The organism is Onishia taeanensis (assembly GCF_013349955.1).
Taxonomy (GTDB): Bacteria; Pseudomonadota; Gammaproteobacteria; order Pseudomonadales; family Halomonadaceae; genus Onishia; species Onishia taeanensis_B.
On the sequence record NZ_JABVXC010000003.1, the window covers coordinates 87228 to 100601 of the forward strand.

15 protein-coding genes are annotated in these 13374 nt (G+C 63.9%); 5 read left to right on the plus strand and 10 right to left on the minus strand.

From position 1 onward, the window contains the following. Positions 1–16 precede the first annotated feature (16 nt). The 9 genes from HUS66_RS05170 to HUS66_RS05210 all read right to left on the minus strand — a co-directional run bounded on the left by HUS66_RS05170 (position 17) and on the right by HUS66_RS05210 (position 6825). Entirely contained in the window at positions 17–949 is a 933-nt protein-coding gene (locus tag HUS66_RS05170; RefSeq protein WP_254628700.1) for a DUF368 domain-containing protein, read from the minus strand. Beyond that, entirely contained in the window at positions 946–1626 is a 681-nt protein-coding gene (locus tag HUS66_RS05175) for a protein-L-isoaspartate(D-aspartate) O-methyltransferase (RefSeq protein WP_175069891.1), read from the minus strand. The genes HUS66_RS05170 and HUS66_RS05175 overlap by 4 nt, the downstream gene beginning before the upstream one ends. Next, positions 1613–2359 (minus strand): 5'/3'-nucleotidase SurE, encoded by a 747-nt coding sequence (gene surE / locus HUS66_RS05180; RefSeq protein WP_175069892.1) that lies wholly within the window; start codon positions 2357–2359, stop codon positions 1613–1615. Before surE ends, HUS66_RS05175 begins: the two co-directional genes overlap by 14 nt. Positions 2360–2446: 87 nt before the next feature. Continuing rightward, positions 2447–3556 (minus strand): tRNA pseudouridine(13) synthase TruD, encoded by a 1110-nt coding sequence (gene truD, locus HUS66_RS05185; RefSeq protein ID WP_175069893.1) that lies wholly within the window; start codon positions 3554–3556, stop codon positions 2447–2449. Beyond that, complete coding sequence (gene ispF, locus HUS66_RS05190) at positions 3546–4046, minus strand: 2-C-methyl-D-erythritol 2,4-cyclodiphosphate synthase (RefSeq protein WP_282848314.1); 501 nt, start codon at positions 4044–4046, stop codon at positions 3546–3548. Before ispF ends, truD begins: the two co-directional genes overlap by 11 nt. A 2-nt stretch (positions 4047–4048) precedes the next feature. After that, positions 4049–4771: a 2-C-methyl-D-erythritol 4-phosphate cytidylyltransferase gene (gene ispD, locus HUS66_RS05195; protein WP_175069895.1), complete on the minus strand. Its 723-nt coding sequence runs from the start codon at positions 4769–4771 to the stop codon at positions 4049–4051. After that, entirely contained in the window at positions 4768–5064 is a 297-nt protein-coding gene (gene ftsB, locus HUS66_RS05200; protein WP_175069896.1) for a cell division protein FtsB, read from the minus strand. Before ftsB ends, ispD begins: the two co-directional genes overlap by 4 nt. 85 nt (positions 5065–5149) lie before the next feature. Continuing rightward, entirely contained in the window at positions 5150–6307 is a 1158-nt protein-coding gene (locus HUS66_RS05205; protein WP_175069897.1) for a GNAT family N-acetyltransferase, read from the minus strand. Positions 6308–6567: 260 nt separating this feature from the next. Further along, positions 6568–6825, minus strand: coding sequence for a hypothetical protein (locus tag HUS66_RS05210; RefSeq protein WP_175069898.1), 258 nt, complete (start codon positions 6823–6825; stop codon positions 6568–6570). Positions 6826–6835: 10 nt separating this feature from the next. Here HUS66_RS05210 and HUS66_RS17640 point away from each other — a divergent pair, with 10 nt between their 5' ends. Next, complete coding sequence (locus HUS66_RS17640) at positions 6836–7015, plus strand: hypothetical protein (RefSeq protein WP_217487932.1); 180 nt, start codon at positions 6836–6838, stop codon at positions 7013–7015. Positions 7016–7289: 274 nt separating this feature from the next. Here the strand turns inward: HUS66_RS17640 and gap are convergent, their stop codons facing one another. Next, complete coding sequence (gene gap / locus HUS66_RS05215; RefSeq protein ID WP_175069899.1) at positions 7290–8291, minus strand: type I glyceraldehyde-3-phosphate dehydrogenase; 1002 nt, start codon at positions 8289–8291, stop codon at positions 7290–7292. A gap of 220 nt (positions 8292–8511) precedes the next feature. Between gap and edd the strand changes: the two genes are divergently transcribed. From edd to HUS66_RS05235, 4 genes are all read left to right on the plus strand, one after another. After that, positions 8512–10398, plus strand: a complete 1887-nt coding sequence (gene edd, locus HUS66_RS05220) for a phosphogluconate dehydratase (RefSeq protein ID WP_175069900.1) — start codon at positions 8512–8514, stop codon at positions 10396–10398. A 70-nt stretch (positions 10399–10468) separates the two neighbouring features. Further along, positions 10469–11437, plus strand: a complete 969-nt coding sequence (glk, locus tag HUS66_RS05225; RefSeq protein WP_175069901.1) for a glucokinase — start codon at positions 10469–10471, stop codon at positions 11435–11437. Further along, positions 11434–12450: a D-hexose-6-phosphate mutarotase gene (locus HUS66_RS05230; RefSeq protein ID WP_254628701.1), complete on the plus strand. Its 1017-nt coding sequence runs from the start codon at positions 11434–11436 to the stop codon at positions 12448–12450. The genes glk and HUS66_RS05230 overlap by 4 nt, the downstream gene beginning before the upstream one ends. After that, positions 12447–13322 (plus strand): aldo/keto reductase, encoded by an 876-nt coding sequence (locus HUS66_RS05235; protein ID WP_175069902.1) that lies wholly within the window; start codon positions 12447–12449, stop codon positions 13320–13322. The genes HUS66_RS05230 and HUS66_RS05235 overlap by 4 nt, the downstream gene beginning before the upstream one ends. Positions 13323–13374 lie beyond the last annotated feature (52 nt).

Below are 13374 nucleotides of genomic sequence, written 5' to 3' on the forward strand. Positions count from 1 at the left end.
GCACACTTCCTCCTTGTCAGTGGCTGGCGGTCGGTGAAGCAAAACGCCCCACCGCCAGCACCAGAATCAGGCCGCCCAGCATCAGAGCCACGGCCGGTAACAGAGCCGACGGATCGCCCGTCAGTTGGGCATAGTCATTGGGCAGCAGATATCGGTATTCCATGGGAATGATCTGCTCATCGGGACCCAGACGGTAGCTAACCAACTCCCGCCAGGGCCAAAGCAAGGGCAAGGACCCGAGAATGAAGCCGATCAGCAGTTGCAGGGTCGCGGTATGAAAACGTGAAAGCAACCAGGATAGCAGCCGCGAGAAGGTCATCAGCCCCACCAAGCATCCCAGCCCAAATTGCACCATCAGCACTACGTCGAAGGCCTTGATGCCCTCCATCACATTGCTATAGAGCCCCATGGTCAGCAGCAGGAAACTGCCTGAAATGCCCGGCAGAAGCATGGCACTGATGGCGATCGCACCCGCCACGCCAAGCATCAAGCCCTCACTGCCCAGACCACCCACCAGCGGCATCAGCGCTGGCAGACCGTCCGCCAGCAAGAGGCCTGCAACCAACGGCAGCACATGCCAGATTCGCCAGTCGGTCAGGCGACAACTCACGATCCAGGCCGAGGCAGCGACCAGGCCAAAGAAGAAGGCATCGAGCAGCAACCGCTGGTTGTCCAGCAGGTAGGTGACCAGGTGAGCAACGCTTACCAGGCTGACGGCGATCCCCAGCACCAGAGGGATCACGAAACCGAGATTGAGATGAACCGCCAACCCCTTGAGGCCACCACGCCGCCAGGCGCCCCAGGCACTGGGCCCGAAGTTTTTGATGGAATAGATCAATTCCTCATAGATGCCGGTGATAAAGGCAATAGTACCGCCGGAGACGCCGGGCACCGCATCGGCGGCCCCCATGCCGGTACCCTTGAGGAAGACTGAATAGGACCGCTTCAACGTATGACTCCCTGTAATAGCGGCACGAAGCGCACGGGCTCAAGCCGCTGGTATTCAAAATGTTGGCCCTGGCGGCGCACCCGCGTCAGCCATTGCTGGCCGGCATCATCCTCTAGGGGAGCGATCAGGACACCGCCCTCCGCCAGCTGATCGAGCAGCGTCGGCGGCAGTTCACTGGCGCAGGCTGTAAGCAGGATCACGTCGAAGGGTGCGGCCTCTCGCCAGCCGTGCCCGCCGTCGGCCAGACGCAGCGTGACGTTATCCACCAGCAGCCGCTTAAGCCGCTCGGCGGCCCGTTCCTTGAGCGCGGCGATACGTTCGACAGAAAATACCCGCGGCACCAGCCGCGAGAGAATCAGAGTCTGGTAGCCAGAGCCGGTCCCGACCTCGAGCACTTGCTGCGGCGCCTCAGCCACCACCAGTTCGCTCATCCGCGCCACGATCCATGGCTGAGACAGGGTCTGGCCATGGCCGATCGGCAGGGAGCTGTCCTCGTAGGCGCGATGCGACAGTGCCTCGTCGAGAAAGAGGTGACGGGGCTCTCGGCTCAGCGCATCAAGCACGCGTTCATCGCTGATGCCGGCTTCTTCCAGGCGCCCCGCCATTCGATTCCGGGTGCGCTGTGAGGTCATGCCGACCCCGATCAGCGCCGGGTCTTTCAACTCACGCAAAGGCATCCAGCCACCCCTGTACGTCTTCCAGCGCGGCATGGCGCGTCAGATCGGTCTGCAATGGCGTGATCGACACGAATCCAGCCTCCACGGCGGCAAAGTCGGTATCCGGGCCATCATCGGCGTTCTCGCCAACGGCGGCGATCCAGTAACGCTCGCGGCCACGCGGGTCGAGCACTTTCATCGGCTTGGCGGCGGGACCACGATACCCCATCCTGGTGACCTTGAAACCACGGACCTGCTCCCAGGGCAGGTCCGGCACGTTGACGTTGAGCAAGCTGCGGGGCGGCAGTGATAGGGAAGAGGCGGCACCGACCAGGCTTGCCGCCACGCGCCCCGCGGTTTCGAAATAACGCTGGCCGACCAACGACATGGCGATCGCCGACATGCCCAGGTTGCGCCCCTCCATGGCCGCGGCCACGGTACCGGAGTAGAGGACATCATCGCCCAGGTTGGCGCCATGGTTGATGCCCGATATGACCAGATCCGGGCGCTCTTCCCACACGCCGTTGACGCCAAGATAGACGCAATCGGCCGGCGTGCCATCGACGCTGTAGAAGCCGTTATCCAGCCCCGACAGCATCAGCGGCCGGTTCAGGGTCAGCGAGTTGCTGGCTCCGCTCTTGTCGCGGTCAGGCGCCACCACTCGCAGGTTGGCATGATCACTCAGGGCGTCATACAGCGCCCGAAGCCCCGGGGCATGGACGCCATCATCATTGGACAGCAACAAACGGTGCATCCGATCTCCTTGCCTTACCCACATCCGACCGGCAACCGCCGGCGAAAGGTCAACCGTTTAACGGCTGGCCATGTGTTATCACCCTCTCTAGAGAGTGGGGTGTGTCATCAACTCACGTAGCACCGCAGTGGCGAAAGCGCCCCGCGGCAGGCCGAACGCCAGCCGAAGTCCTTGAGCGTCCCGTGTCAGACGCGGCTCGTCGAGGCGCAGGCGCAGCGGACGGCGCCCCATGCGCACTTCGGCCGCCTCGAGCCCGGAAGCAAGCTGGGGCTCAGAGGCGATCATCTCAAGCTCCCGCTCGGCCGCCTGGCCCTGACTGGCCAGGCGGCCACTACCCCACAGCACGCCGCTGGGATGAACATCCAGGCACGACGCACGTTTGCGCAGCGCGTCGTCGATGTCCTCCGCCAGAAACTGGCTGGCGGTGCCCTCGAGCATGACAAGCTCGCCCGGTAATGGCGTGGCCCAACTGTTATCCACGATTCGCGCGGCCAGGAGTTGGTTGAACAGATAACTGCGGGCCGCCGACAGCAGCATGCCCTGGCGATCGTCCCGCTTGCGCCAGCCCCGCGCTAGCAGGGCTCGCGCCCTGGCCAGATTGCGTCCCTCGGGACCGAAACGCTGCGGGCCGAAATAGTTGGGCACTCCCCCTTCGATCAACCCCTGCCAGCGGGATTCGAGCGCTGGGTCGGCGACGACATCACCACTCAGGCGCAGCAGAAAGCGGTTGCCCCGATGCACGCCTCGCTTGAGTTTGCGCGGATGACGGGCCTGTTCGAGCAGGCGCACCGAGCGGTCATCGTCGCTTGCAAACCTAGTATCGAACGCCGCTTGAATACCCTCGGGGGCTTCACGGCCAGGCAAATGCACCGAGAACCACTGGCGCGTTACCGCCTGGCGGTCCTTCATACCCGCATAGCCGATATCGCGCTCCTTCACGCCGCACAGCTTGGCCAATAGCCGCGCCAGCTCGTGAGTCGTCAGGGCGCGTTTTTCGATCCACAACCAGAGGTGCTCGCCCTCGCCTTCCGGGCTGAACCCCAGGCATTCCTCGACCACGAAATCTTCGGGTACGGCTCGGTAATCGCCGGCCGGCAGTGCCTCGTGCGATGCCTCGTTCGATGCCTCGTTCGATGTCTCGTGCGATGACAAGGCACGCGGCCAGGCCGGGGGCCAGGATGTCGCTTCAGCCGTCATGGCGGGCTCCCGACGGAGGACACGCCTCCAGCAACACGACCGCCTCGGCGGCGATGCCCTCGCCGCGACCGGTGAAGCCGAGTTTTTCCGTGGTCGTGGCCTTGACGTTGACGGCGTCGGACGCGACGTCGAGATCAGCGGCCAGGTGGTCGATCATGGCCGCTAGGTAAGGCGCCATCTTCGGCGCCTGGGCGATTAGCGTGACGTCCAGATTGCCGACCCTAAAGCCTTTATCCTGCACCAGGCTCATGACGTGGCGCAGCAGCTTACGGCTGTCGGCTCCCGCCCAGGCCTGGTCGGTGTCGGGGAAGTGGCGGCCGATATCGCCAAGGGCGCAGGCACCAAGCAGGGCATCGCAAACGGCATGCAGCAGCACATCGCCGTCGGAGTGGGCGACGAAGCCGTGCTCGAAGGGGACCCTTACCCCGCCGATCGTCAGGTGGTCACCCTCCCCGAAACGATGAACGTCGAAGCCGTGGCCGATTCGCAGCGTCATGTGGAGCTATTCCCGAAAGCTTGTGAAGACGCAGCCTGAGCGGCCAGTACATGAGCCGCCAGCGCCAGGTCTTCGGGATGAGTGATCTTGAAATTATCGCGACGCCCCATCACCAGACGCGGCGCGCCTCCCAGCGCCTCGACGGCGGAGGCCTCGTCGGTGACGGTCACGCCTCGCAATCGAGCGAACTCGAGGGCCTCGCGCAGCAGGCCGACGCGAAAGCCCTGTGGCGTCTGGGCGTGCCATAGGCCGCTGCGCGGCTCGGTAGTGGCGATCCGCCCGGCGGCATCGGCACGCTTCATGGTGTCGGCCACCGGCGTCGCCAGCAGTGCGCCGGCCGACTCTTGCTCGAGAGCCGCCCGCAATCGGATCAGATCGTCAAGGGATACACAGGGCCTGGCCACGTCATGGACCAGCACCAGGTCATCGTCGACGGCCTGATCACCGAGCCTGGCAAGCGCCAGGCTCACGGTATCGGCCCGCTCCGCCCCGCCCGAACTGCGAAGCCAGTTGGCAAAGGGCACCCAGGCGGGGTCGAACCAGCGGTCATCGTCATCCAGGCAAAGGCAGAGACCGGCCTCAGGAAAGGCCTGGTAAAGGCGTGACAGGGTATGCGCCAATACCGGACGACCGTCCAGCTCCAGATACTGCTTGGGGCGGTCGGCACCCATGCGCCTTCCCTGGCCGGCAGCCGGCACGATCAGCCACAGGCGGCTCATGGCGGCTCCCCGCCGGCGTCGACGTCCGGCACCCAGTAGAACTGCTCATCGCGACGCACCATACCGATGTCGCTCCGCGCTCGCTCTTCGATGGCATCCAACCCCTTCTTGAGATCGACCACCTCGGCAGCAAGCCGCTGGTTACGCGCCCGCATCGGCTGGTTCTTCTCTTCCATGGCATCGGCCCGGGCCCGGATCTGGGAGTACTCCTTGAGCCCGCCCTCGCCGAACCACAGTCGATACTGCAGCAGCAAAATCAGGGCAACCAGCACGATGGCCAACCACTTGAGCATGAAGGGTCCTGTCAGGGGAATCGATGGGGCGCATTATGCCATCATCTCTCGACCAGCGGCGAGCGGCTCCACCCGCCCACTGTGATCAATGCTTGAAAGGCAGCGACGCCTCGGCCCGCTGACAGTAAGCTTCGACCTGAGCGCCTTCCTCGTGGCAGAAGCGGGCCACGGCGTCATGCAGGCGAGGGTCGGCGATATGATGCAGCGAGCGCAGCCGGCGGGGCGAGAACCCTCGGGTAAGTTTATGCTCACCCTGGGTGCCGGGATCGAAACGACTGAGCCCCCGCTCCAGGCAGTGCTCGATGCCCTGGTAATAGCAGGCTTCGAAGTGCAGGCAATCAGCCATGACTTCACTTCCCCAGTAGCGCCCATAGAGGGTATGACGCCCCTGCAGGCATAGTGCTGCGGCCACCGGCTTGCCGTGTAACCGGGCCTGAATCAGCACCAGCGCCTCGGGCAGGCTTTCCCACAGGCGCTGGAAAAACTCGATATTCAGATAGCCCTGTCGGCCACGCTCCAGGTAGGTGATCTGGTAGCAGCGGTAGAAGTGTTCGAGGGCGCTCGCGTCGATGGCCTCCCCTTCCAGGCGGTGCAGACTGAGCCCCTGATCGGCGACGATGCGACGCTCGCGGCGAATCTCCTTGCGCCGGCGCGACGTCATGGCCATCAGGAAACCGTCGAAGTCCCCGTAGCCTGCGTCCTGCCACTGGAACTGCACGCCCCGTCGCTCGATGAGCCTGGGACGAGCGGCGCACCAGTCATCGACTTCGGCGTCTTCGGCAAACAGCAGGTGCCAGCTGAGAATATCGCGCCGCTCCCAACTGCTCGCCAGCAGCCGCATGGCCGCCAACCGATCCTCGCCGGGCGCCAGGACCAACCGAGGGCCAGGAGCCGGCGTAAAGGGAATGGCCGACAACGCCTTGGGGTAATACGCCCCGCCGGCACGCTCCCAAGCGTCCGCCCACCCCCAGTCGAAGACGTATTCACCGTAGGAGTGGGCCTTGTCATAGCTCGGCAGCACGCCGACCAGCGCGCCGCCCCGCCATAGCGTCAGGTGCCTGGGCGCCCAGCCGGTTTCCGGCGCCACCGCGCCGCTGGCTTCCAGGGCATGCAGAAATTCGTGACGCAGGAAGGGATGATCATCCCCCACCAGAGCATTCCAGTCATCACGCGGGATAGCAGCAACGGCATCGACACAGGAAAGCGACAGACCCGCCTGCTCGGACCGGGAGGGAACGGTCATCGCGACCTCAGAAATCAAAAAAGGGTGACGAGTGGACGACTGAAAGGCCATTGAACGGCAGACTCAAAGGCGGGCGAGCATTCATCGCCGATACCTGGACCTGATGACCAACGCGAACAGCTGGCACTAATACCCAAATCTCATGGCTCGAACTAAAATCAAGGCCAGGATCAAGCGCGTCCACCGTGCCCGACACAAAGCTTTCTGACTCGACATACAATCAATGAACAGGGTTACACCCGGCAGCTATTAATGCTCACTCACATCCAGGTATTGGGAAAGTTGCGCCCAAGCTCAGCGCCGACCATCGCTGCCGGTTGCCAGGGGGCGATAGCCTGCCGCCCCAGTCGCTGCCGATGAGGCAGCATTGGGTGCAGGGTCATCATCTCGAGCGCGACCCGCCGAGCGGTCTCTGCGCGAGCGCTCGGCCGCATGCGCAGCGGAGCGAGAAGGCTGGCGTTCAGAGGAAGTCCCGTCGCCGCTAACATTTCCACGCACATTATCACGTGCACTTTCACGTGCGCTTCCATGTACATTGCGCTCATGGGCAAGGCTTGCCGTTACCAGGTCAGAGAGCTCGGTGATGCTAAGCGCCACTCGCTCTACGCCCGACTGGCCCCAATTGACCAGCAGTGCCGGGGTCTCGCGGGACTGATCGATGCCCACGATGCGACCCAGGCGCCCGCTGTCTGGGTCACGCAGCTGTGACCCCAAGAGGCAATGTGTGTCTGCTACTGCCTTGTCCATGATGGCTGGCTTCCTGAAGCTGAGGAAGATGATTGACCTTGATAAGTGAGAGCTTAGCAGCTAAGCCGCCTGTGCGAGACCCCATTAGCGTCAAGTCATGGAGAAAGGCAACAAAAAAGGGCGCCTGTCGGCACCCTTTGCTGCAAGTAGGACATCCCGCCGGCCTGCGAGCACGAGCGGAGCCGTGAGATCGCCGGAACCGCAGGCTGACGAGACGTCCGTACCCTTTACCGCCTCAAGAAGCGGCGTGCATGGCCAGCGCTGTGTCCAGCATGCGATTGGAAAAGCCCCACTCGTTGTCATACCAGGCCATTACCTTGACCAAGCGACCATTGACCCGAGTATGGTTGGCATCGAAGGTGGAAGAGTTGGCATCATGATTGAAATCGATCGACACCAGCGGCTGGGCATTGACAGCCAGCACCTTGGAGCCTTGCGCCGCCTTGGCGACGATCTCGTTGACCTCTTCCTTGGTGGTATCGCGGCTAGCGGTGAACACCAGATCCACCAGCGACACGTTGATCACCGGAACTCGCACTGCCAGACCATCGAACTTGCCTTCGAGCTCCGGCAGCACCAGTCCCACCGCCGCCGCGGCCCCGGTCTTGGTCGGGATCATCGACTGAGTCGCGCTGCGCGCCCGATACGGGTCCTTGTGGTAGACGTCAGAGAGGTTCTGATCATTGGTGTAGGCATGGACAGTGGTCATCAGGCCGTTCTCGATGCCCACGGCATCGTTCAGGGCCTTGGCCACAGGCGCCAAGCAGTTGGTGGTGCAGGAGGCGTTGGAGACCACCTTATGTTCGGCGGTCAGCACGTCGTCGTTGACGCCAAAGACCACGGTGGCGTCGGCATCCGGACTCGGCGCGGAAATCAGCACGCGACCGGCACCGGCCTCGAGGTGCTTGCCGGCATCGGCCTTCTTGACGAAGAGACCGGTGCACTCCATGACCAGATCGACGTTCAGGGATTTCCACGGCAGCTGCGCCGGATCACGCTGAGCGTAGATGCTGATGCGCTGACCATCGATGCTGATGCTCTCGTCGTCGTGCTCGACCCGATGCGGGAAATGCCCATGCACGCTATCGTGCTTAAGCAAGTGAGCGTTGAGCGACGAATCACCCAGGTCATTGATGGCAACCACCTCGATCCGGTCGCTGTAACCGTTTTCGTAGAGTGCTCGCAGCACATTGCGACCGATACGGCCGAAACCATTGATAGCTACTCGTAACGTCATGACGGCATCCTCACACTGATTCTGCTGGCGTCTGCTTGAATCGAGGGTCATATGCAGGAACATTGCCCGAAACATACGAGAGACGGTCAAAGCTCCGTCGCCCCCGGTGAAATAATCTTACATTTGCGCCCCAATTTGGCCCAAAGCATGACGACATTCAAGGCAATTTTTTGCTAAATTTACAAACATTGCCACCCACCATCCCTTAGCGAGGCTGCCCATGGCTACTCAAGATACCCCTCTGAACGACGTCGTCCGCCAGGTCACCGAACGCATTCGAGAGCGCTCCCAGGAGCGGCGGGCTCTCTATGAACGTCGCATGGCCGACCAGCATGGCCGTGGCGTGCATCGCGGCGAGCTATCCTGCGGCAACCTGGCTCACGGCTTCGCTGCCTGCGGCGAGACCGACAAGGGTCGGCTCAAGATGATGAACAGTGCCAACCTCGGCATCATTTCGTCATATAACGACATGCTGTCGGCACACCAGCCGCTGGAATCCTTCCCGGAAACCATCAAGGACGCCGCCCGCGCCATGGGCTCGACCGCCCAGTTTGCCGGTGGCGTCCCGGCCATGTGCGACGGGGTCACTCAGGGCCAGCCGGGCATGGAGCTATCGCTATATTCCCGCGAGGTGATCGCGATGGCCGCCGCCGTGGGGCTGTCACACAACATGTTCGACGGTGCGATCTTCCTCGGAGTATGTGACAAGATCGTGCCGGGACTGTTCATCAGCGCCGCGCGCTTCGGTCACCTGCCATCGACCTTCGTGCCGGCAGGCCCGATGACCAGCGGCCTGCCCAACAAGGAAAAGGCCCGCATTCGCCAGCTGTTTGCCGAAGGCAAGGTCGGCCGCGACGCCCTCCTGGAGGCCGAATCCGAGTCCTACCATGGGCCGGGCACCTGCACTTTCTATGGCACCGCCAACTCCAACCAGTTGATGATGGAGATCATGGGGCTGCACCTGCCCGGCGCCTCCTTCGTCAACCCCGGCACCCCGCTGCGCGAAGCGCTGACACGCTACGCCGCCGAGCAGACGATCCGTAACACAGAGGCCGGCGGCGACTATCGCCCCTTCTACAAGCAAGTCGATGAGAAGGCGATTGTCAACGCCATGGTCGGCCTGTTGGCCTCCGGTGGCTCGACCAACCATACCCTGCACCTAGTGGCCATGGCCGCCGCAGCGGGCCTGACCATCACCTGGGACGACTTCACCGCCCTTTCCGCCGTCGTGCCCAGCATGACGCGCATCTATCCCAACGGGCAGGCCGACATCAACCATTTCCAGGCCGCCGGCGGCATGAGCCTGCTGATTCGCGAACTGCTCGGGGCCGGGCTGATCCACCAGGACATCGCCACCGTTTTCGGCAGCGACATGAGCGCCTACACCCAGGAACCCTTCCTCGAGGACGGCAAGCTCGTTTGGCGCGAAGGCCCCACCGAGAGCCACGACCTTGATGTGCTGCGCCCGGTGTCCGAGGCCTTCGCCCCGACCGGTGGCCTGACCGTACTCGACGGCAACCTGGGCCGCGGTGTGATCAAGGTCTCTGCCGTGGAAGCCGAGCACCGGTTGGTCGAAGCGCCGGTACGCATCTTCGATGATCAGAATCAGCTCAAGGCCGCCTTCGAAGCCGGTGAGCTCGACCGCGACGTAGTGGTCGTGGTGCGCTTCCAGGGGCCGAAGGCCAACGGCATGCCGGAGCTGCACAAGCTCACCCCCTTCCTCGGCGTGCTGCAGGACCGTGGTTTCAAGGTCGCCCTGGTCACCGATGGACGCATGTCGGGCGCTTCTGGCAAGGTGCCGGCGGCCATCCACATGACCCCGGAAGCCATCGATGGGGGCCCGCTGGCCAAGCTCAAGGAAGGTGATGTGGTGCGCCTTGACGCCAACCGCGGCGAACTCAGCGTGCTGGTGAAAGCCGATGAGCTGGCCAAGCGCCCCCTGGCCGATGCCAACCTGGATCACTATCACTCCGGGCTTGGCCGCGAGCTCTTTGCCGGCTTCCGTCATCTCGCCAGGGGTGCCGAAGAAGGGGCTGGCGTCTTCGGCGGCTTCGAGGCCGACGACCTGGCGCGCCAGCAACAGCAGATCCAGGAAGAGGACGCCTAGTGACTCGCCAAGCTCCGATGGATGCCGCCGCATGCGGCGGCATCCTAGTCCGAAAGCCGGAGGCTGACACATGACCCGCCCGGCCCTGATTGGTGATATTGGCGGCACCAATGCGCGTTTTGCGCTGGTGGCGCCAGGAAGCTTCGCCCCCCACGATATTCTGAGTCTGCCCTGCGCCGACTATCCGAGCTTGGTGGAGGCCGTCGAGGATTATTTAGCCCGGGTCGGCCAGACTGGCGAGCACGCCCCCCGTGAAGCCTGCCTGGCCTTCGCCTGCCCGGTGCACGACGACTGGGTGAAGATGACCAACAATGCCTGGGCCTTCTCCAAGGCCGAGGTACAGCAGACCCTCAACCTAACGTTGTTCAAGGTCATCAACGACTTCACCGCCCAGGCGCTGGGCGTGCCGCATGTCGCCTCCGAGGATCTCGTTCCGGTGGGCGGCGGCTCGGCTCAGGCACACAGCATCCGTCTGGTGATCGGCCCTGGCACCGGTCTCGGTGTAGCCGCGGTATTCCCCGGTCAGCACGCCTGGATTCCGCTACCAACCGAGGGGGGACATGTGACCTTTGCCCCCACCGACGAGCGGGAACAGAACCTGCTGCGCTATTTCCATACACGCTACGGCCGAGTGTCGGTGGAACGCATCCTCTGCGGGCAGGGACTTCTCGACCTATATTGCGCTCATGCCTCCCTGAAGGGCGCTAATCCGCGCTACCAGAGCCCCGCCGAGGTCACGGCCGGTGCCGCCGAAGGCGATGCCATCGCCGTGGACACCGTGCAGCGCTTCCTCAAGATCCTCGGTGACGTGTGCGGCGATGCAGCCCTGACCACTGGCGCCCGTGGCGGCGTCTATCTATGCGGCGGCATCCTGCCTAGGCTGCTCGACTGGTTGCCAGATAGTCGCTTTCGCGCCGCCTTTGCCGACAAGGGCCGAATGAGCGCTTACAATGCCGACATCCCGAGCTGGGTGGTGACCGCACCCTGGACGGGGCTGCTGGGCGCTGCCGAGGCATTGCACAACGAGGAGGTCGAATGATTCCAAGGTCCCTGCGCGAACTGCTGGACGCCACCCACGGACAGCGCCAAGCCGAATGGCAGGGCCGCACTCTGTGGCTGGCCCGCGAGCCCTGGGGGGAGCTTGCGGTATCGCTGCAAGGCGCCCAGGTGCTGCACTTTTTACCTTTCGCCCCCGAAACCGAGCGAGCCGCAGGCGCTTCAACCGCGCCCGATGCCGCGCGACAAGCACCCACCACTCAGGCGCCCGATGCTGCGCTGGAAGCGGCGGAATCTCCGGCGGCGGACACCGATGAAAGCGGCCTGGTGACCGGTGGCTGGCTTTGGGTCACGCCCACGCCACAGCAGCGGCCGGGCGCGATTCGCGGTGGCATCCCGCTATGCTGGCCCTGGTTCGCCGATGAGCATACCGCCGATGAGTCGCCGGACCGTTCCGGCCCCATGCATGGTCCGGCACGCCTGGCGGACTGGCGCCTGGACGGCGTGGATGAGCATGAGGAAGGCGTCGAGCTGCACCTCTCGCCTGCCCAGCGCCTGCACTCTCAGCTCTCGGTACGCGCGGTTATCCAGGCCAATGCCCAGCGCCTGCACGTGGAGCTGATCAGCGAGCATGTCGGTGAAACACCGGTCAAGCTGACCGCCGCCCTGCACAGTTACCTGGCCGTGGCCAATGTTCAGGGCTGTCGCCTCACTGGGCTGGCGGGCGCCCGCTATCTCGACAAACGCGCCGACTTCGCCGAATGCGAACAGCAGGGCGAACTTGGTATCCGTGGCCCGCTGGACCGCATCTATCATTCCAACCGGCCGCTGGTACTCGATGATGGCGAGCGCCAGCTCACCATCGCCAAGCAGGGCAGCGATTCGACGGTGGTCTGGCATCCCGGCGATGACCTGCCGGCCGACACCTCAGCGGATGCCGGCCGCCATTTCCTGTGCGTCGAGCCGGCCTTCACACGCCTCGATCCGGTCTGGCTGGTCCCCGGCGCTCAGCACCTGCTGGGCACTACCCTGTCACGTGCGGAGGGTGATCGATGAGCACCGAATTTTTTCGCGATGCCCCCTTTCTGCTGGGCATGATGCGGCTGCATGAATACGAGGCCCTGCACCGACCGAACGCCATGGCTGACTGGATCGAAGCACGCCTCGACCAGGGCCTCGACTGGTTCGATCATGCCGACATTTACGGCGACCGTCAGGGAGAAACCCTGTTCGGTCAGGCGCTGCGCGCCCGGCCGGCGCTCGCCAAACGAGTCAAGATCGTCACCAAGGCGAGCATCGTCACCCCCGGACGCGACCTCTCGCCGATGGGCGTCAAACACTATGACAGCTCACCTGAGTACATTACCCAGGCCATCGACGATGCCCTGGATCGTCTCGGCGTCGAGCGCCTCGAGCACTTCCTGCTCCACCGCCCCGACCCGCTGATGAACGCTGAGGCCACTGCATACGCACTGGACGCCGCCATCGATGCCGGCAAGATCGGCGCCGCCGGGGTCTCGAACTTCCTCCCCGAACAGTGGCGTCGCCTGCAGCACGCCATGCAACACAAGCTGGTCGGCCATCAACTGCAGCTGTCGCTGGCCTATCCTGACCCGCTGTTCGATGGACGCTATGACGCCCTGGTCGCCGATAACCTGCAACCCATGGCCTGGTCACCACTGGGCGGAGGCATCGTCTTCGAGGACGTTCTCGGCGAGTCGCTCTCGAGGATCGCGGAGGATCTCGAAACCAGTTCCGCCGGCCTCGCCCTCGCCTGGCTGAGGGCCCTGCCCCAACGTCCGGTGCCGGTAATCGGCACCCTGAGGTCCAGCCGCATCGATGAATTACTGACCGGCGCCAACCTGAATCTGGAGCGCCCCACTTGGTTCGCCCTGCTCGAGGAGGCTCGTAGCCACCGAGTCGCCTGAGCAGCCTGGGTGCCGATAGGAGGGCTGAAAAGGCCCATCCGCTATGGGTGAC